We start from the raw sequence: 19,281 nt of genomic DNA, 5'->3' as shown, positions 1-19,281 counted from the left end.
GTGGCCACCGAGGCGGGGTGCGAATGTTAGAATCGGACCACTAGGTATGAACCAGCACGCCAAGATCGAGGCCGAAGCCGCGCGCGCCAAGGTTGCCATCCGGCATTCGACCTGTCCGCATGACTGCCCGTCGGCCTGCGCGCTCGATGTCGAGGTGATCGACGGTTCGTCGATCGGCCGTGTCAGAGGTTCCAAGGTCCAGACCTACACGGCCGGCGTGGTCTGCGCCAAGGTCGCGCGCTATGCCGAACGCATCCATCATCCGGATCGGGTGACCCATCCGATGTTTCGCATGGGTGCGAAGGGATCGGGCACGTTCGGGCGGATTTCCTGGGACGATGCGCTGGACGAGATCGCCGCCCGCTTCGACGCCGCCGAGCGCGAGTTCGGCGCGGAGTCGGTTTGGCCTTATTATTATGCCGGCACCATGGGGGTGGTGATGCGCGATGGCATCAACCGCCTCGCGCATGTGAAGAAATACTCGCGCTTTTATGGGACGATCTGCGCCACCGTTGCGCGCGTCGGCTATGCCGTCGGCACCGGCCGGATCGCCGGCGTCGATCCGCGCGAGATGGGCGTCTCCGATCTCGTGGTGATCTGGGGCACCAACCCCGTGAACACCCAGGTCAACGTGATGACCCATGCGATGCGCGCGCGGAAAGAACGCGGCGCGAAGATCGCGGCCGTCGACGTCTACAACAACGAGACGATGAGGCAGGCCGACATCAAGATCCTGCTCAAGCCCGGCACCGACGGCGCGTTCGCCTGCGGCGTCATGCATGTGCTGTTCCGCGAGAGCTATGCCGACCGCGACTACATGGACCGCTACACCGACTGCCCGAACGAACTCGAAGCGCACCTGAAAAGCCGCACGCCGGAATGGGCGTCGGCCATCTGCGGCGTACCGGTCGACGAGATTGAATCCTTTGCGCGCATGGTCGGCCAGACCAAGCGCAGCTTTTTCCGTCTCGGCTATGGCTTCACCCGCAGCCGCAACGGCGCGGCCCAGATGCATGCGGCGGCCTGCATTCCCGCGGTGACGGGCGCCTGGCAATACGAGGGCGGCGGCGCCTTCTTCAACAATGCCGCGCTCTGGAAATTCGACGAGTCCGTCATCGAAGGCCATGACGCGATCGACGCCAGCACGCGCCGGCTCGACCAGTCCAAGATCGGGCGCATCCTCACCGGCGATCCCGTGGCGCTCCACAACGGCCCACCGGTCAAGGCGATACTGATCCAGAACACCAATCCGATGACGGTGGCGCCGGAGCAGGCGCTGGTGCGTCGCGGCTTCGCGCGCAACGACCTGTTCGTCGCGGTGCACGAGCAGTTCATGACCGAGACGGCGCAGATGGCCGATATCGTGCTGCCGGCGACGATGTTCATGGAACACGACGATCTCTATTACGGCGGCGGCCATCAGCACATTTCGGTCGGCGCCAAGCTGATCGAGCCGCCCGGCGAATGCCGTTCCAATCATCAAGTACTGCAGGGGCTCGCCAGGCGGCTGAACATTTCCCACCCGGGTTTTGAGATGTCGCCGCGCGAACTGATCGATGCCACTTTGCGCAAGAGCGGCCATGGCGGCATCGCCGAGCTGGAGGCCGACCTGTGGCGCGACCTGCAGCCGGATTTCCGCACCTCGCATTATCTCGACGGGTTCGCGCACAAGGACGGCAAATTCCATTTCAGGGCGGATTGGGCGAACGTGCCGGTCAGCAATGCCGGCATGATGGGCGCGTGGGACGAGATGCCGTCGCTGCCCGATCACTGGGCGGCGATCGAGGAGGCGGATGAGGCGCATCCGTTCCGCCTGGCGACGAGCCCCTCGCGCAGCTTCCTCAACACGACCTTCAACGAGACGCCGTCGTCGCAGGCGCGCGAGGGCGCGCCCAGCGTGATGATCCATCCCGACGACGCGGCAAAGCTGGGGATTGCGGATGGCGACGCCGTCACGCTCGGGAATCCGCGCGGGCAGACCACGCTGACCGTGCGATATTTCGATGGCGTGCGGCGCGGCGTGCTGATCGCTGAATCCGTCCATCCGAACAAGGCGCATCTCGGGGGCCGCGGCATCAACATGCTGACCGGCGCCGAAGCGGTGGCTCCAGTTGGCGGCGCGGCCTTCCATGACAACAAGGTCTGGATCAGGAAGGCGGACACGGACGCGATTCCGACGCCTTGATCTTTGTTTCTTCATTGGTTGAAGCACGCTCTTAATTAATCCCTCCCCCTTGCGGGGAGGGACGGCCGGAGCGAAGCGAAGCGTAGGCCAGGGTGGGGGTCTATCTTCATGACCCCCCACCCCGACGCTCGCGATGCTCGCGTCGACCCTCCCCGCAAGGGGGAGGGATGCAGAGTCTTTAGCTCCTCCATTCGCCTATGCTCTAATATTAGCCCCATTATAAGAGCGGATGAACCCATGACCGAAACTACCAGCGTCCTCACCGAGAAGCGCGGCAGCGCACTGTGGATCACGATCAACCGGCCGGAGAAGCGCAACGCCGTCAATGCCGACGTCATCGCCGGCATCTCGCGCGGCTATCGCATGGCGCATGACGACGCCGACGTGCGCGTGATCGTGCTGACGGGAGCAGGCGAGAAAGCGTTCTGCGCGGGCGCGGACTTGCAGAATACCGGCGGTGCCTTTTCGCAGGATTTTTCCAAGCCCAATGTCGACTTCGCCGATCTCTTGCGGCTGTCGCAGGGCGCGACCAAACCTGCGATCGCGCGGGTCAACGGCGTCTGCATGGCCGGCGGCATGGGGCTGTTGTGCATGACCGACATGGCGATCGCGTCCGACCACGCGATCTTCGGCCTGCCGGAGGTGAAGGTCGGAGTATTCCCGATGCAGGTTTTGAGCCTGTTGCAGTCGATCGCGCCGCGGCGGGTGATCAACGAATGGGCGATCACCGGCGAGCCGTTCGACGCCAGGGCCGCACAGGCTGCGGGATTGTTGAATCACGTCGTGCCGCAGGGCGAACTCGACGCCAAGGTCGAATGGCTGATCGGCCGCATCACCGACAAGTCGCCGACCGCGATCCGGCGCGGCAAATACGCCATGCGCGCCATCGCCTCGATGTCGTTCGACGAGGCGATCGCCTACACCGAAGGCCAGATCGCGATCACCGCGATGACCGAGGACGCCAAGGAAGGCCTGAAGGCGTTTGCCGAGAAGCGCAAGCCGGTGTGGCCGGGGAAGTGATCCCATAGCACCTCGTCTTTTGTGACACTGGATTGCGGAGCCTGTCATCGGGCGCGCATTCGCGCGACCCGTTGGCTGTTGCTCGCAATGACAGCGGTGACGGGCATTTCTACTCATATCCCGGCGCGTGAAAAACTTCACGGCCGCCGACCCAGGTCGAGAGCGCCTTCATGTCGGGGATCGCTTCACCCTTCACCTTGCCTTGTCCTATCATGGCCGACATGCCGCCGTCATGAAGACGCAATGGGGCGTTCCCGCCACGCAAACCGCGTCCGAGTCTTGCCAGATGCCCTCGACAGGAGGGCGCAGGGAATGCCGGGCGCGCGACGCACCCGCGGCCTCGTGCGCAAAAGTAAAATGCACACGAGTTAGTCACCACAGGTTGGCCGAACAATCCGGCATTCCCTGCGCGACGGTTTTAACGGTTTCCTTTGTGGTCTCCCTGGTGATCGGGCCTTCTTGCCACCATCCCCATGCAATGCGAAGCATTGTCACGAGTTGATGCCAGCGTCGAGGCATCAGGACGCCACAACTTCTCCGTCCGCGCTCTGGCGCATTCGTCGGTTGCTCCAGTCCGCGTCCATCGCATCCCGCACCCCACGTTCGTGACGATCGCGAAGCGCCCCTCTGATCGGGTGCGGGACGCGCGAAGAGGAACCACTGATTTGCCCGTCGTCGCAAGCGAAGATGCCTGCGGCACTTTGGCACGACGGGCAAATCACTTGGCGTGCTGAAAAAGGTGTCAAGGGAAAATCATCGTTCGGCCAGCAGCTTTGCAAAGCTGAGTTCGTGGCCGTCCGGATCGGTCAAATGAAAATAGCGCTCGCCCCATTCGGCATCGCGAGGCTGCGTCGATGGCCGGTGCCCGGCGGCGAGAGCGGCTTCATAAAGCGCATCGACATCGCTGACATGGAAAATGGTGCGGCCCCACCATGACCATTGCTTCTCCGCGGGCTGGGCGATCAGATTGAGATAACCCGCTCCGGCGCGAAAGCTGGTGAAGGAGGCGGTTTCGCCGCCATACGCGATTTCGAATCCGAGGGAAACGTAGAATCGCACGGCGCGCGGCATATCGTGCGTGGCAAGCGTAATGGCACTGATCACTTCGATCACGGCGACCTCCGAGAATGCGAGGAACGTTTCCTACAACGGATTGTCAGGTCGATTGTTGCAGTTCGTAGGATGGGTTGAGCAGTTTGCGAAACCCATCGCATCCGAACAATAACCGATGGGTATCGCTTCGCTCCACCCATCCTACGCTCTTGCTGTTTTGACCCAAGACCGACAACGGCGAGACCTTCCCTGATCCGAACCGCTACGATACGATTGCAAGGCTTGACGGGAATATGAAGCAACGCGTGTCATCCCGTTGCTTCTAGCGCATGCACGGCAATCAATGCCGCTCAGAGCGTATCGCCAGGGGACATAAAGGGAGGTTGACGTTGAAAACGATCGCGAAACTGACCAGTGGGATCGCAATTGCCGGATTGGCGGCACTGATCGGCCACGTGCCGGCACAGGCGGGAACATTCGTCTACGTATCGAATGCCGAGGATGGCGACATCGGGGTCTATAGCGTACAGGCGGATGGCTCCTTGAAGGTGGGAGAGCACGCCAAGGCAGCGAAGGTCGTCATGCCGATGGCGGTGAGCCCGGACAAGCGCTTTCTCTACGCGGCGGCGCGTTCGAAGCCATATACGGTGTACGTCTATTCGATTGACCGCAACACGGGTTCGCTGAAGCCGCTCTCGACGTCGCCGCTGGCCGAAAGCTTTCCATACATTTCGCTCGACAGGACGGGGCGTTATTTGTTCGGCGCGTCGTACAGCGCGAACCTGATCAGCCTCAATGCCGTGAAGCCGGACGGCAGCGTCTCGCCCAAGCCGCTCCAGGTGATACCGGTTGGCCGTAACGCCCACTCGATCCGCATCGACGGCAGCAACAAATTTGTCTTCGTGCCGACGCTCGGCAGCGATGAGGTATTCCAGTTCACATTCGACGCAGAGAAGGGACGACTTGCTTCGAACACGCCGGCGGTCGTCCTGATGAAGCCGGGACAAGGCCCGCGTCACTTCGTGACGTCGAACGACAACAGGTTTGTCTACCTGCTTGCCGAGCTCACCGGCACGGTTGCGACGTTCGCGCTCGACAGCAAGACGGGTCTATTGACGGAAGTGAGTTCGATATCCGGCCTGCCGCCTGACACAAAGCTCGTTCCCGGCGCGCCGCGCGGCCCAGCCGTACCCGGCGGCCCACCGCCGCGCAACACCGACAACGACATTTGGGCGTCGGACCTGCATCTGGCACCGAACGGCAAATTTCTCTACGTGGCGGAACGCACCGGCAGTACGCTTGCGACCTTCAGCGTCGACAGCGCGACCGGCAAGCTCGCCTATCTTGGCAGTACGGTCACCGAGAAACAGCCGCGCGGCTTTGCGATCGACCCGAAAGGAAAATTTCTCGTCGTTTCCGGAGAAAAGTCAGATACGATTTCCGCTTACAGGATCGACGAAGCGAATGGCGGTCTCACATTGATCGGAAAGTACCCGGCGGGGAAGGATGCCAACTGGGTCGAGATCGTCAGCTTCGATTGAGGGTAGGCGGGCCGACCTTGAGTGGGTGACCTGACTGCTCTCGATCGGTCTCGCCGCGTGCAATGCTGCTTGCCTACCCGCGAATGGAGCCTGCAATCACGCGTTGCGCGCCATCAGCCCGCCGTCGACCGGGATGACCGCGCCGGTCAGGAACGAGGCGGCGGGCAGGCACAGGCTCAAGGTCATGTGCGCGACTTCCTCGGGATCGCCGTAGCGGCCGAGTGCGGTGCGGCGTTTGGCGTAGAGGGTCTTGTGCTCCTCTGGAATCCGCTCGGTGATGGCGGTGCGAATTGGCCCCGGGCAGATGCAGTTCACCGTGATGCCCTCGCGGCCGAGTTCGACGGCGAGCGAGCGCGTCAGGCTCGCCACGCCGCCCTTGGCCGCGGCGTAGGGGCTATGCAGCGCAGTGGCGCCCAGCGCCTCGGTGGAAGCGATGTTGACGATGCGCGGGCATCTGGATTTCCGCAGGTAAGGCAGCGCCGCGCGGATGATGCGCGGATGCGCCGTTAGCATCACCGCAATCGCCTTCGCCCACGCTTCATCATAGGTGGGATCGTCGATCGCAACGCGCACGGAGATGCCGGCATTGTTGACGATGATGTCGAGGCCGCCGAAATGCGTGGCCACTTGCGGGATCGCGCGCTCGATCGCCCTGGGATCGCTGACGTCGAGCATCCAGGCCTTTGCCGTTCCGCCGCTCATCGTGATCTCGCCGGCGACGGATGTGACGCCGTCGGTGCTGACATCCGTTACCGCGACATTGGCGCCTTCGGCAGCGAACACACGCGCGGTGGCGCGGCCCATGCCGCTTGCCGCGCCCGTGACGAGCACGGTCAATCCCTTCACCGAACGGCTGAGCTCCCTGAATTCCGGCATGGACGTTTCCCTGATGATGTCGCCAATTGACATGGCCTGCGCCCATTCTAGCGTCTCGGTTCCGAAGTTCGTAGCATTTCGCGGCGATCGGGTTAAATCCCGTCCCGATCTGGATTCGAGCATGAGGTTTCCGGAAAATGGGCATCCGCCTTTCCGGATCATGCTCCAGGACGGGTCAAACGAAGTGGGAAAGGGATGGAAATGAACGAGCTCGATTTTTCAGGCAGGCAAGTGCTGGTGGTCGGCGGCTCCTCCGGCATCGGTAACGGCATCGCGCAGGCGTTTCGCGCCAAGGGCGCACGCGTTGCCGTCTGCGGCACGCGGGCCAAGGCTTCCGAGTATTCGGCGGACGAAGGCTCGCGCCTCGATGGCCTCGATTATTTCCAGCTCAATGTCAGCGACGCAGGCGCCATCGAGAAATTCAATCCACCGCTCGCGAAGCTCGACGTACTGGTGCTGGCGCAGGGTGCGGTGATCTACCGCCGCGGTGAATTCGCGATGGACGGCTTTCGCGCCGTGCTCGAGGTCAACCTGATGAGCCTGATGGCGTGCGCCACCAAATTCCATCCGCAGCTGCGCGCCGCCAAGGGTGCGCTGATCATCGTCAGTTCGACCGCGGCCTATCATTCCACGATGGGCAATCCCGCCTACAACGCCTCGAAGACCGGCGCCGTCGGGCTGACGCGGACGCTCGGCGAGGCCTGGGCCGAGGACGGCATCCGCGTCAACGGCATCGCGCCGGGGCTGGTCGATACCAAGATGACCAAAGTCACGACGGACAATCCGAAGCGGCTCGAGGGTGCGCTGTCGCAGATTCCGCTGCGGCGGCTCGGCACGCCGCAGGACATGGCGGGCGCGGCACTGTTCCTCGCTTCGCCGTTGTCGTCCTACATCATCGGCCAGACCATCGTCGTCGATGGCGGGTTGATTTTATGATCGTTGTGCAGGATGGGCAAAGGCGCGCACGCGTTTCAGTTGCGCTTCGGGGGAAGAAGTTCACGCACGAAGAGCTGGATGATCTTGCATTCGAAGCTGACGGCGAGCTCGAAGATGGCGTCGCGCCTGTTAACCACGAAACAAGGCTGCGGATGAAAATAGCAAAAATTTAAGATAAATTGAAATCAATCGGAGAGCCCACCGACGCGGCTAGCGTCGCCTGAGCAAGCAGAACCGGCTTTTTCTCCTCGCGTTTCCGTCGGCGGACGGTTGGAAGTTCATCCCAGCGCGGCGGAGATTCATCATGAAGCGGCTTTTGTCGGCTGCCATCGTTGCGATGGCGGCGAGCGGTCCTGCATGGGCTCAATCATCGACGGCGGCAGGGACGGGCGTCGGCGTTGGCACATCAACATCGACGTCGCAGGCGATCTCCGGGCAAGGCGGGGTCGGGGTCGGCGTCGGTGGCAATCCTTCGGCGACGATCACCAGCAACAGCAACGTGCCGGCCAATCAGACGGTCAAGAACGTGCCGAGCGTTTTTGCACCGGGCCTGGCCGCGGCCGGGCTCGAAACGTGCCTCGGGTCGGTTTCCGGCGGCGGCGCGTTCCTCGGGACCGGATTAACCTTCGGCACCACGATCCCTGATCCCGGCTGTGCGGCGCGGCTCGATGCGCGGTCGCTGTGGAGCATGGGCCTGAAGAAGGCCGCGGTGGCGCGGCTTTGTCTCAACGGCGAGATCTACCGATCGATGCCGGAGGTATGCCGGATATACCTGCCGCAGTCCGCGCCGGTGTTGAGCGGCTACGACCAGGCCACCGGAGAGCAGCCCCACACGGTCAGCGACATCTGGCTGGTGGAAGGGCCGGCAGGCAAGACCCGTCTTTGCAACGACTACGATGTGACCCGGCAACGCTGCCGCGTCTGGGCTCACACCGTTCACCACTCGGCACCGAAGAAGAAATCGGTGGCGAAGGGTGAAGTCATTCACGCGGCAGCACCACCCGCCCCGGCGCACGCCGTGGCGGAAACCGAATAGGAGGAGTCGCAATGAAGAAGCTAATGATGAGTGTTGGGTTTATCGCCCTGGTGGGAAGCATTGTGCCGGCTGATGCCGGCTCGACGCTCGCCATTGGTGGTGGTTTCAATCTTGGTAATGTGACCACGATCACCGGCGCTGGAACGTTGGGCAACGCAGCCGCGGCCTCGGCGGCCAATGGCATCAATACCTCGGTGGGGAGCGGTGTTGCCGTTGCGACGCCTGTGGGAAGCCTCAGTGCGGGCATCGGCACTTCCATCGGCCAGTCGGTCGGTCAGTCCGGTGCAGTGGCTGGTCCGGGTGGGGGCGCGGCCTTGAGCGGCGCCTTCTCCAACAACGGCGGTGTCGGCGTCGGCGGAGGCTTCACCAACGTGCTGCCCTGATGCAGACAACAGCAGCGTGGTGGCAAATCTTCGTCACCATGCTGCTGATCTGCGAGGGTGCGATGGTTGACCCCGTGAAGATGCAAAAGGAAAGACAAGCTGCTGCTAGCAGTGCCGCCACAGATCCTACCCCGTCTCGACGAAGTGATCGAATGAGAGTTCGGCTGCTTCCGGTGCTGGCCATAACGGACAGTCGGTCCCTGGCCGAAGTGTGGCACCACACGGGAACCGGGTGGTTCCGTATCAAACTCGTGTTCTTTCGAAACGATCACGGGCTTCGCATGTTCTCCTAGTGGTCCGATTCTAACATTCGCATCCCTTCTCGGCGGGCACTTTTGCGAATGTTAGAATCAAAGGACCACTAGCAAATATAAGTCTCTAGTGGAGTTTAGGATTTGACATTCGCTTTCCGATTTTGCGGCTAGGTGGGTAGCGAATGTCAAATCCACTCCACTAGCGTGAGACATAAAGGAGAGAACGAATGGATCGCGAGCATGTGAAGGGAATTGCCGACCACGCCAAGGGCGCCATCAAGGAAGGCGCGGGTAAAGTCAGCGGTGACAAGGAACTCCAAAACGAAGGCAAGGTGGACAAGGCCAAGGGCGCCGCCCACAAAGCTGCCGGTGACGTCAAGGATGCCGCCCGTGACGCGGCTGACGCGCTGAAAAAATGACGTCACGATCTTTGACTGGGCCGCCCTTCCGGGCGGCCCTTTTTGCCTTGCAGTGGCGTAATTGCAATCTGCGGAGACTAATGTTCACTTTGTAACCTGGCGCCGGGGCAGTAGTGTCGGGGATGACCGAGGATCACGAGACACAGACGCGGAACCGGTTTCTTAACTGTCCAGCGTGCGCCGCCGCCCTGCAACTTGCCCACCAATTTCTCGATCCCAAGCTGGGAAGGACGATCCGCCTTTTCAAATGCGACAGATGCGGCGAACGCGTCTGGGACGAATAGATTTCAGGCCGACCCATCGCCCACGGAACTCCGCTGATTTGCGCGGATTGCATTTCATGGACAAACGGTGCGATGAAATCGATGAGGAAATCCGGCATCTTCGTTGGCTGGCAAGTCGGTTGACCGACCAGAAGACCCGCGACGGTATCAAGGCCTTGATCGCCCACCTTGAAGCGGAAAAGGCAGAGCTTCGTCCCAACCAATGACCTATCGACCGGAACCGAAGTTTCGCCAGACGGGTATCGTCTCGCTTTCACCTATCCCGAGCTTAAGCAGGTCCTGGCCGCTCGGACGGATCGCGTGCGGCATGGCGGACTGAGTGTATGATGATCTCGGAAGAAGTGATTTCGTAGAAGATCAGATAAGGGTAGGGTGGTGTGCTTAAACGGCGGATAACTGGATCATCCGTCCGGATGCCGATCTCCGGGTGTACCAATAGAAGGTCGGCTATTCTCTGTATGCGTCCCTGAATACGTCTCGCTCCTTGCGGCGAACGCGCAGCGATGTAGTCAAGGATCGAATTGAGCTCGGCGAGCGCCGGAAGGGTGTAACGGAGTTTCACAGTCCGTGTTTAGCCCAGGTCGCCCGAACCTGTTCGTCCGTCGCGAACTCCCCGCGTTCGGCCGCTGCCTTTGACACTGCGATCGAATTGCGTTCATCAGTCGAGAGTGCAACGGGCGCTTCGTCGCTGCCCGCAAGTTGCAGCACGATACGAGCGATGTCGTCTTGGGCCTCCGATGGGAGGCCGCGCGCAACTTCAAGGGCTTGATCGAGAAGCTTGGTCATGGCGTGAGGATACGCTTTGTGCTGCAGCGATGGAAGGGGCGGGGGAGGCGAACGTGGAACTCGGCTCCGCGTTACAGACACGCGCCATAGTAGCCGCCGCCGTTCACCGGGGTGGTGGTTGCGCTTCCGAGCATGATCCAGATCATCCATCGGAGCCATCGCGATCTCATGAATCAACAAGCCTGCCCACTTTCGAGAGCCGGAAGGGTAAGACTTCGCACTCGCCTTGTCGAGGTATCGTGGCCCAAATGCTACCCCGGATTGGCCTTCAATCCCGCCGCCTCGATGCCGGCGATGGCGCAGATCTCGTCATTGTCTGACGTGTCGCCGGAGACGCCGACCGCACCTAGCAGCGTCGCGCCGTTCTGAATGAGAACGCCGCCGGGCACCGGGACCAAATGTCCTTGTGCAAGCACGTTCACGGAGCTGACGAAATAGGCCTGCTCCTGTGCGCGCTGAAATAGCGCCCGCGAACCCATGCCCATCGCGAGTGCGCCGTAGGCCTTGCCGTGGGCGATCTCGGCCCGCAGCAGGCTGGTGCCATCCTGTGCCGCGGTGACCTTCACCGCGCCGCGTGCATCGAGAATGGTGATGACGAGCGGCTTCAGCTTTTTTTCGACTGCCTTGGCGAGCGCGGCATCGAGGATCTTGCGGGCAACATCGAGCGTGAGTTCGGACATTGAGACATTTCCTTGCGGGTTGGATGGTCAGATCAGATTTTCTACAGCCGAAGTTTTCCTCCTCATCCTGAGGAGCCGCGAGAGCGGCGTCTCGAAGGATGAGACCGATATCGGGGCCTCATGGTTCTCCCGGCGATACGAAGTATCGTCCGGCGACGCGCATCATTTTATGCCGCCGTTCGCTAACGGCCTCGCTATCGCTTGGCCTGCTCGGGCGACGACGCGCTCCTCACCATGAGGGTTTGGAGCTAGCAGCGCCTCATCAAGGCTCATCGCGAGCGCACGCGCGACGTGAAGCGCTGACCGTTCTGTGCCGTCCTTGATCTGGTGCCGGCACGAGGTTCCATCGGCGATCACCAGCGTATCGGCCTCGGCGCGGCGCACCGCAGGCAATAGCGAGAGTTCCGCCATCTCGATCGAGGTGTCATAGGTTTCAGTGCCATAGCCGAACGCGCCGGCCATGCCGCAACAACTTGACTCGATGGTTTCGACCTTCAGGTCCGGGATCAGCCGCAGCGCCCGTTCGACCGGCTTGAATGCGCCGAAGGATTTCTGGTGACAGTGCCCGTGGACGATGGCCTTTTCCGCGATCGGCTTCAGCGGCAGGGACAGCCGCCCGGCGGCGGCCTCGCGCACCAGAAACTCCTCGAACATCAAAGCGTGCGAGCTGACGGTCTTTGCGGCCTCGTCCGAGCGCAGCGACAGCAGTTCGTCGCGCAACGTGAGAAGACAACTCGGTTCGAGGCCCACGATCGGCACGCCGCGCGCGGCAAACGGTGAATAGGTCGCAACCAGGCGGTCGAGCTCGGCGCGGGCGTGATCGACGAGGCCGGCCGAGAGGAACGTGCGGCCGCAACAGAGCGGGCGCGCACCATCGGCGGGTTTCGGAACATACACGCGGTAGCCGCCGGCGACCAGCACCTTCAACGCGGCATCGAGATTTTCGCGCTCATAAATGCGGTTGAAGGTGTCGGCGAACAACACGACCTCGCGCCCGTCCACCGGACCGAATACCGCGCTTTCCGGATCGAACACATCGCGCCTGAAGGAAGGTAGTGACCGTTTGGCGCTGATGCCCGCGACGCGCTCGAGCAGCGTACGCAGGATCTTGCTGTGGTTGCGCAGGTTGGCGAGCGGAGCAAAACGCGAAAACAGCAGAGCGTAGTGCGGGAGAAAGCCGACAAGGCGATCGCGCAAGGAGAGGCCACGCTTTTCGCGCCGCGCCGCCAGCACTTCGATCTTCATCTTCGCCATGTCGACGCCGGTCGGGCATTCGTGGCGGCAGGCCTTGCAGGACACGCAAAGTTTCATCGTGTCCATCATCGCATCGGACGAGAGCGCATCGGGCCCGAGCTGGCCGGAGATGGCGAGCCGCAGCGTGTTGGCGCGGCCGCGCGTGACGTCGTTCTCGTTGCGCGTGGCGCGATAGGACGGGCACATCACACCGCCTTCGAGCTTGCGGCAGGCACCGTTGCTGTTGCACATCTCGACCGCGCCCTGGAAGCCGCCGCCCGCGCCGGGATAAGCAGACCAATCGAGCGCGGTCCTGAATTCATGGACGCGGTAGCTCGGCGTGTAGCGAAACAGCGAGCGGTCGTCCATTTTGGACGGATCGACGATCTTGCCGGGATTGAGCACATGGCCGGGGTCGAAGCGCTCCTTCACCTCGCGGAAGTCGGCGATGATGCGCGGCCCGAACATGGTCTCGTGGAATTCGGAGCGCACCAGGCCGTCGCCATGTTCGCCGGAATGCGAGCCCTTGTATTCGCGGACCATCGCGAAGGTCTCCTCGGCGATGGCGCGCATCGCCTTGACGTCTTTCTCGAGCTTGAGGTTCAGCACAGGGCGCACATGCAGGCAGCCTTCGCTGGCATGCGCATACATGGTGCCGCGGGTGCCGTGCCTGGCGAACACTTTATTGAGCCGGTCGGTGTAGTCGGCAAGATGCGGCAGCGGCACCGCGCAGTCCTCGACGAACGAGACCGGCTTGCCCTCCTGCTTCATCGACATCATGACGTTGAGGCCGGAGGTGCGGAAATCCGCAATCGCGGTCTGCACCGCCGGCTCGACGACATCGACCACGCCGCCCCATTTGCGCTGCGGGTTGCTCCAATTGAATCCGAGATCGCCGATCAGCTGTGAAAGCTGTCTCAGCTTTTGCAGATTGTCGGCCTGGTCCTCTTCGGCGAATTCGACGATCAGCAGTGCATCTGGATCGCCCTTCACGGTGGCTTCGATCACGGGCCGGAACATGGCGATGTCGCGGCCGAGCGCGATCATGGTGCGGTCGACGAGTTCGACCGCGATCGGCCTGAGCTTCACCAGATGTTGGGCTGCGTCCATCGCCTCATAGAAGCTGCCGAAATGGCAGACCCCGAGCACCTTGTTCTTGATGACCGGCCACAGCTTCAGTTCGACCTGCGTGGTGAAAGCAAGCGTGCCCTCCGAGCCGACCAGAAGATGCGCCATGTTATTGGCGGCGTTGCGCGGCACGAGCGCATCGAGATTGTAGCCGCCGACGCGGCGCTGCACTTTCGGAAACTTGTCGGCGACTTCCGCAGCCTCGCGTTCGCCGAGTGCGAGCATGTCGCGAAACAGCGCGGACGCCTTGTCGTTCGAGTTCAGCTGGCCAAGATCGCGCGAGACCTCGCCGAAATGCATCAGCGTGCCGTTGGCCAAGGCTGCATCGAGTGACAGCGTATTGTCGCGCATGGTGCCGTAGCGCAGGCTTCGGCCGCCGCAGGAATTGTTGCCGGCCATGCCGCCGATGGTGGCGCGCGAGGCGGTCGAGACGTCGACCGGAAACCAAAGCCCGTGTTTTTTCAGTTGCCGGTTGAGGTCATCAAGCACGATGCCGGGCTGCACCACGCAGGTCTTGTTCTCGACATCGAGCGAGATGATGCGGTTGAGATGTTTGGAGAGATCGATGACGATGCCGTCATTGATGGTCTGGCCGCATTGCGAGGTGCCGCCGCCGCGCGGGGTGACTTTCCGCCCGGCATCGCGGGCGATGGCGAGCGCCCGCAGCGCCTCGTCGATGGTGCGGGGGACGACCACGCCGGCCGGAATGATCTGGTAGAACGAGGCGTCGGTCGCGTAACGGCCGCGGCTGAAGGAATCGAAGAGAACGTCGCCCGTGATCTCGCGCGACAGTTGGTCCCGAAGCCTTCCGTCCCTGTCGGTCATTCTACGCTCGCTACCCAATCAAGTCGGCTCTTGATCCCTCCCCCGCAGTGGGGAGGGTGGATCATCGTGAGCGCAAGCGAACGATGAGCCGGGTGGGGGCATTTCCTCGGACCCCACCCCGACGCTCGTTTCACTCGCGTCGACCCTCCCCGCAAGGGGGAGGGATAAGAAGAGGCAAGGGTCGAGACGGCGGGATACGATTCAAGGAATCTGCTTCTTTGGTTTGAATGCAAAATATTGCTCTCCGGCCCGCGCTTGACGGTATCAGGCTGTCTCAGAGGCTACCATGCCGCCCGTCTTGAGGTGCTCGACCGCCGCGGTGCGCTTGTTGCGCAGGTGCTTGAACAGGATATCGGAGAGTTCGTTGCCGGCGCGGCGGCGCAGCGCCTCCAGGATGGTTTCGTGCTCGCGCATCGCTTCGCCCCAGCGCTCGCGCTTGCGGGCGAAGTTGGCGGAATAGCGGACGCGGCGGATGCGCCCGGCGAAATTGGCGTAGGCCGCCTTCAGCGTGTCGTTGCGCGAAGCCTCGACGATCTTCTGATGGATCAACTGATTGACGCGGAAATAGCCGTGCATGTCGCGGTGCAGGTAGAAGCCGTACATTTCATAGTGCAGCCGCTCGATTTCAGCGATCTCCTCGTCCGTAATGTTCTCGCAGGCCAGCCTTCCGGCAAGGCCTTCGAGCCCGCCCATGACGTCGAACAATTCGCCGAGATCCTGCTCGCTCAAGGCGCGTACCCGCGCGCCGCGGTTGGGCAAGAGTTCGACCAGGCCTTCGGCCGCGAGCACCTTGAGAGCTTCGCGGAGCGGCGTGCGCGAGATGCCGAGCATTGCACAGAGTTGCCGCTCGGGGATGCGGCCGCCGTCGGGGATGTTGCCCTCGACGATGTGGTCGCGCAGCTTGCTGAGGATCTCGTCGTGCAGGGACGTTTCTTCGCGCACGCGGTCCTTCTCGAGGGGAAGCGAGGACGTTTCATCTGGGATCATGGGTTTCATGCGCGGAACATACGGGACAGAAGGGCCTCCCGTCGACAAAAATCGCACACAATTTATTGGTTGCGGGGAGAGAAATTGAATGCAATATGGAGGGACTCACGCTGGAGAATGCCATGACCAAGCACCAGGGACGCCATTTCCTGAACATTCCGGGCCCGAGTCCCGTTCCGGATCGCGTGCTTCGCGCCATGGACATGCCGGTGATCGACCACCGCAGCGCCGAGTTCGCCGAGCTTGGAAAGGCCGTCTTTGAGGGCTGCCAGAAGATTTTCCAGACCAAGGGCCCGGTGATCGTGTTCCCGTCGTCCGGCACCGGCGCCTGGGAAGCGGCGATCGTCAACACGCTGTCACCCGGCGACAAGGTGCTGATGGTCGAGACCGGCCATTTCGCCACGCTGTGGCGGCAGATGGCGGCGCGCTGGGGCATCGACGTCGACTTCATGCCGGGCGACTGGCGTCATGGCGCGAGCCCGTCCGAGATCGAGGAGAAGCTGAAAGCCGACACGTCGCACGCCATCAAGGCGGTGATGGTCGTCCATAACGAGACGTCAACGGGCGTGACCAGCCGGGTCGGCGAGATCCGCAGCAGCATGGACCGCGCCAAGCATCCGGCGCTGCTTCTGGTCGATACGATTTCCTCGCTCGGCTCAGCCGATTTCAAGCATGACGAGTGGAAGGTCGACGTCACCGTCGCCTGCTCGCAGAAAGGCTTCATGCTGCCGCCGGGGCTCGGCTTCAACGCGGTCTCGCAGAAGGCGCGCGCCGCCTCGAAAACCAACAGGATGCCGCGCTCCTATTGGGATTGGGAGGAGATGCTCAAGCCCAACGCCAACGGCTTCTTCCCCTATACACCGGCGACCAACCTGCTTTACGGCTTGCGCGAAGCCATTACGATGATGCTTGAAGAAGGCCTCGACAACGTGTTCGCGCGTCACAAGCGCCTGGCGGCGGCCACGCGCGCAGCCGTGACGCATTGGGGTCTTGAAGTGCTGTGTCAGGAACCCGCCGAATATTCGCCGGTCCTGACCGCCGTGCTGATGCCGCCGGGTCACAACGCCGACGAGTTCCGCAAGATCGCGCTGGAGAAGTACAACATCTCGCTCGGCTCCGGACTTTCGAAGGTCGCCGGCAAGGTGTTCCGCATCGGCCATCTCGGCGAATGCAACGAACTGACGCTTCTTGGCGCGCTGTCGGGCGTGGAGATGGGTTTGTCGGCGGCTGGCGTGCCGCACCGCTCGGGCGGCGTCGATGCCGCGATGAAGTCGCTGGAAGATGCCGACAAGTCGAATGCGCCCACGCACCTGAAGATGGTCAAGCCTTAAGTCGGATGGTCGGAGCTCGTGGTCCGATTCTAACGTTCGCGCGCCTTTCCAGTGGCCAGTCTTGCGAAGGTTGGCGTCGGGCCGCGCGAATGCGGGTCCGATGACCGTCCCCGTATCGTCAGGCGCAAATTGCATGTCCTGCCGCTGCCGATCTAAGAACACGAAGAGAAGAACACAGGGAGAGTTTTGAGATGGAAGGCCAGCAGCCGCGCCGCAGCAAGGGACGATGGTACATCCTTGCCCTGATCTGCCTGATGTACCTCATCACCTATCTGGATCGGGTCAATATCTCGGCGGCGGCTCCGATCATCAGCAAGGAGTATGGTTTCGACAAGATCACCATGGGTGCGATCTTCAGCGCCTTCGTCTGGGCCTATGCGCTGTTCCAGGTGCCCGGCGGTTGGCTCAGCGATCGCTTCGGCGCAAGGCCTGTGATCGGAACCATCGTTGCGTACTGGTCGGTGATGACGGCCGCAACCGCGGCGGCAACCGGTGCAATGTCGTTCATCGTGTTGCGTTTCCTGTTCGGAATCGGAGAGGCCGGCGCTTTTCCAGGGGCTACGCGCTCCATGCAGCTTTGGTACCCCCGCGAAGAGCGTGGCTTTGTGCAGGGATTGACGCATAGCGCGAGCCGTCTTGGCGCCGCGATCGCCCCGCCGCTGGTGGTCTTCATCATGAGCATCTGGGGGTGGCGATCGGTTTTCTATGTCTGCGGCGTCTTCGGGTTCGTCTGGTCGATCTGGTGGTATCTTTCCTACCGCAATCTGCCGGAAGAGCATCCGCTCGTGAACCAGGAGGAGCTGAAGCACATTCGCGGCGTCGACGGTACCGGCGCGATCAAGCCGGCCTTCATCGAGCGCAAGGCCGCGTCCGTTCCCTGGAGCACGCTGCTGCGCTCGCCGAACATGTGGGCGATCATGTGCGCCTATTTCACCTACGTGTATTGCTTGTGGATATTCCTGAGCTGGCTGCCGTCTTATCTGTTCGAATTTCGGCACTTCACGCTGGTCAAGGTCGGCCTGTTCGCATCGATGCCGCTGTTTGCCGGCGTGATCGGCGACACCGTCGGTGGCCTGGCGACGGACTGGCTGTTGAAGAAGACGGGCAACACGAAATTGGCGCGCCGCTCGGTCGCGATCGTGGGCCTGCTCGGATGCTGCAGCTTCATCGTGCCCGCCGCGCTGACCGCGAACGCCACCACCGCGATCTATTGCCTGACCGCTTCGATGTTCTTCCTGGAATGCACGATCGGTCCGTCCTGGGCGGTACCGATGGATGCCGGCGGCAAATACTCGGGCACGGTCTCGGGCATGATGAACATGGCCGGCAATTTCGGCGGCGCACTGTCGCCGCTGGTGTTCGGTTTCCTTGTTCAATACGGCAACTGGCAGGCGCCTTTCATCGTTGCTGCCGTGCTGCTCGTCATTGGGGCAGGCGTCTGGGCGTTCTGGCTCGACCCGAACCGGTCGGTGCTGGAGGGAGCAGCGGAGGCTTCGCCGGCCCATCTGGAGCAGGGTGCGTGAGGGGTCGTGCGCAGCGTTACTGGCGGCCAATCGGGTCGATCATCAGGACTATGGCCTGATCATCGAGCCAACGTCAGCGGCGGTTCATCATCTTCTGCATGGTGGTCTTCTGGACGCCGGGGCGCTCCGCCATCCGCGCCAGCCAGCCCAGCAGCGGCGAGCCGGCCAGGATGTCGGCGCCCTCCGGCGACATCGGCAGGAGGTCGAGGTGAGCCACCGCCATCAGGTCGGCGAGGCTTACTGCCTCGCCGGCGAAGTAGGGCTTGTCGGCCAGGATGTCCTCCAGCGCAGCGACGCAGGTCCTCGCCGCTGGTACGGCCTCGGCCACCGCGGCCTCGTCCACCGGCAGACCGAAGATGGGTTTCACGACGCGGTTGAAGCCGATCTTGGAGCTGATCGAGGGCATCACGTACCAGTCGACGATGTTCATCACCTGGTCCATGCGGGCCGCGGCCTTCGGGTCGGCGGGCGTCAGCGCCGGGCCGGGGAACGCGCGGTCGATGTAGCGCATAATCGCCGCAGCCTCGTAGAGGCGGAAGTCGCCGTGCTCCATCGCCGGGATGCGGCCGAACGGGTGCAGGGCCTTCAGATATTGCGGCTGCTTGTGGGTCCCGGCGCCGAATTCCAGGGCGTTGAGCGTGTAGGGCACGCCTTTCTCTTCGGGGAATGTCAGAAGTTTTGTGTAAGAGGCCCCCGTGATGGTGGTTGCGGTCAGCGAACTGACCCTCGATAGTCAGTTCGCTGACCGAGGAAATCGGTCACCGAACTGGATGGCAAATTGCCCCATGGCGTTGGTCCATT

General features: G+C 62.4%; 19 protein-coding genes. 11 read left to right on the top strand and 8 right to left on the bottom strand.

Annotated elements, in window-relative coordinates; translation table 11 throughout:
- The first annotated feature begins 46 nt into the window (after positions 1-46).
- Positions 47-2,185, top strand: a complete 2,139-nt coding sequence (locus M6D32_RS16885) for a molybdopterin oxidoreductase family protein (protein WP_298258198.1) — start codon at positions 47-49, stop codon at positions 2,183-2,185.
- Between the two features lie 237 nt (positions 2,186-2,422).
- Positions 2,423-3,205, top strand: a complete 783-nt coding sequence (locus M6D32_RS16880) for an enoyl-CoA hydratase/isomerase family protein (RefSeq protein WP_298258196.1) — start codon at positions 2,423-2,425, stop codon at positions 3,203-3,205.
- Between the two features lie 753 nt (positions 3,206-3,958).
- Here the strand turns inward: M6D32_RS16880 and M6D32_RS16875 are convergent.
- Positions 3,959-4,318, bottom strand: coding sequence for a VOC family protein (locus M6D32_RS16875; RefSeq protein ID WP_298258194.1), 360 nt, complete (start codon positions 4,316-4,318; stop codon positions 3,959-3,961).
- A 329-nt stretch (positions 4,319-4,647) separates the two neighbouring features.
- Here M6D32_RS16875 and M6D32_RS16870 point away from each other — a divergent pair, with 329 nt between their 5' ends.
- A complete protein-coding gene (locus tag M6D32_RS16870) occupies positions 4,648-5,799 on the top strand; it encodes a beta-propeller fold lactonase family protein (protein WP_298258191.1) in 1,152 nt (383 codons plus the stop codon).
- A gap of 96 nt (positions 5,800-5,895) precedes the next feature.
- Here M6D32_RS16870 and M6D32_RS16865 read toward each other — a convergent pair whose 3' ends face one another.
- A complete protein-coding gene (locus tag M6D32_RS16865) occupies positions 5,896-6,675 on the bottom strand; it encodes an SDR family NAD(P)-dependent oxidoreductase (protein ID WP_298258189.1) in 780 nt (259 codons plus the stop codon).
- A 201-nt stretch (positions 6,676-6,876) separates the two neighbouring features.
- Between M6D32_RS16865 and M6D32_RS16860 the strand changes: the two genes are divergently transcribed.
- The 6 genes from M6D32_RS16860 (at position 6,877) to M6D32_RS16835 (ending at position 10,193) form a co-directional block, all read left to right on the top strand.
- Positions 6,877-7,611 (top strand): SDR family oxidoreductase, encoded by a 735-nt coding sequence (locus M6D32_RS16860; protein WP_298258187.1) that lies wholly within the window; start codon positions 6,877-6,879, stop codon positions 7,609-7,611.
- On the top strand, positions 7,608-7,784 hold the full coding sequence (locus tag M6D32_RS16855; RefSeq protein ID WP_298258185.1) for a hypothetical protein: 177 nt from the start codon (positions 7,608-7,610) through the stop codon (positions 7,782-7,784). The genes M6D32_RS16860 and M6D32_RS16855 overlap by 4 nt, the downstream gene beginning before the upstream one ends.
- Positions 7,785-7,915: 131 nt before the next feature.
- Positions 7,916-8,647 carry a hypothetical protein gene (locus M6D32_RS16850; RefSeq protein ID WP_298258183.1) on the top strand — a complete coding sequence of 244 codons (732 nt, stop codon included), beginning with the start codon at positions 7,916-7,918 and terminating at the stop codon, positions 8,645-8,647.
- A gap of 11 nt (positions 8,648-8,658) precedes the next feature.
- Positions 8,659-9,030 (top strand): hypothetical protein, encoded by a 372-nt coding sequence (locus M6D32_RS16845; protein ID WP_298258181.1) that lies wholly within the window; start codon positions 8,659-8,661, stop codon positions 9,028-9,030.
- 481 nt (positions 9,031-9,511) lie between these two features.
- Positions 9,512-9,703 (top strand): CsbD family protein, encoded by a 192-nt coding sequence (locus tag M6D32_RS16840; protein ID WP_298258179.1) that lies wholly within the window; start codon positions 9,512-9,514, stop codon positions 9,701-9,703.
- Between the two features lie 340 nt (positions 9,704-10,043).
- Positions 10,044-10,193, top strand: a complete 150-nt coding sequence (locus tag M6D32_RS16835) for a hypothetical protein (RefSeq protein WP_298258177.1) — start codon at positions 10,044-10,046, stop codon at positions 10,191-10,193.
- Between the two features lie 62 nt (positions 10,194-10,255).
- On the opposite strand, the gene M6D32_RS16830 is transcribed toward M6D32_RS16835, so the two are convergent.
- From M6D32_RS16830 to M6D32_RS16810, 5 genes are all read right to left on the bottom strand, one after another.
- Positions 10,256-10,549: a type II toxin-antitoxin system RelE/ParE family toxin gene (locus M6D32_RS16830; RefSeq protein ID WP_298258176.1), complete on the bottom strand. Its 294-nt coding sequence runs from the start codon at positions 10,547-10,549 to the stop codon at positions 10,256-10,258.
- The gene (locus tag M6D32_RS16825; RefSeq protein ID WP_298258174.1) at positions 10,546-10,773 is read right to left on the bottom strand and encodes a hypothetical protein; all 228 of its coding nucleotides are present in this window, start codon (positions 10,771-10,773) and stop codon (positions 10,546-10,548) included. The genes M6D32_RS16830 and M6D32_RS16825 overlap by 4 nt, the downstream gene beginning before the upstream one ends.
- 251 nt (positions 10,774-11,024) lie before the next feature.
- The gene (locus M6D32_RS16820) at positions 11,025-11,453 is read right to left on the bottom strand and encodes a heme-binding protein (protein ID WP_298258172.1); all 429 of its coding nucleotides are present in this window, start codon (positions 11,451-11,453) and stop codon (positions 11,025-11,027) included.
- 162 nt (positions 11,454-11,615) lie between these two features.
- Entirely contained in the window at positions 11,616-14,639 is a 3,024-nt protein-coding gene (locus M6D32_RS16815) for an FAD-binding and (Fe-S)-binding domain-containing protein (protein ID WP_298258170.1), read from the bottom strand.
- Between the two features lie 264 nt (positions 14,640-14,903).
- Positions 14,904-15,635, bottom strand: a complete 732-nt coding sequence (locus tag M6D32_RS16810) for a GntR family transcriptional regulator (RefSeq protein WP_298258168.1) — start codon at positions 15,633-15,635, stop codon at positions 14,904-14,906.
- A 113-nt stretch (positions 15,636-15,748) separates the two neighbouring features.
- Between M6D32_RS16810 and M6D32_RS16805 the strand changes: the two genes are divergently transcribed.
- Both M6D32_RS16805 and M6D32_RS16800 read left to right on the top strand, forming a co-directional pair.
- On the top strand, positions 15,749-16,957 hold the full coding sequence (locus M6D32_RS16805) for an alanine--glyoxylate aminotransferase family protein (RefSeq protein WP_298258167.1): 1,209 nt from the start codon (positions 15,749-15,751) through the stop codon (positions 16,955-16,957).
- 191 nt (positions 16,958-17,148) lie between these two features.
- Complete coding sequence (locus M6D32_RS16800; RefSeq protein ID WP_298258165.1) at positions 17,149-18,480, top strand: MFS transporter; 1,332 nt, start codon at positions 17,149-17,151, stop codon at positions 18,478-18,480.
- A gap of 73 nt (positions 18,481-18,553) precedes the next feature.
- On the opposite strand, the gene M6D32_RS16795 is transcribed toward M6D32_RS16800, so the two are convergent.
- On the bottom strand, positions 18,554-19,153 hold the full coding sequence (locus tag M6D32_RS16795; protein WP_298258297.1) for a glutathione S-transferase family protein: 600 nt from the start codon (positions 19,151-19,153) through the stop codon (positions 18,554-18,556).
- Positions 19,154-19,281: the final 128 nt, after the last annotated feature.

This window comes from Bradyrhizobium sp., from assembly GCF_027307225.1.
GTDB lineage: Bacteria > Pseudomonadota > Alphaproteobacteria > Rhizobiales > Xanthobacteraceae > Bradyrhizobium.
This window is presented reverse-complemented; position numbering and strand designations above follow the sequence as displayed.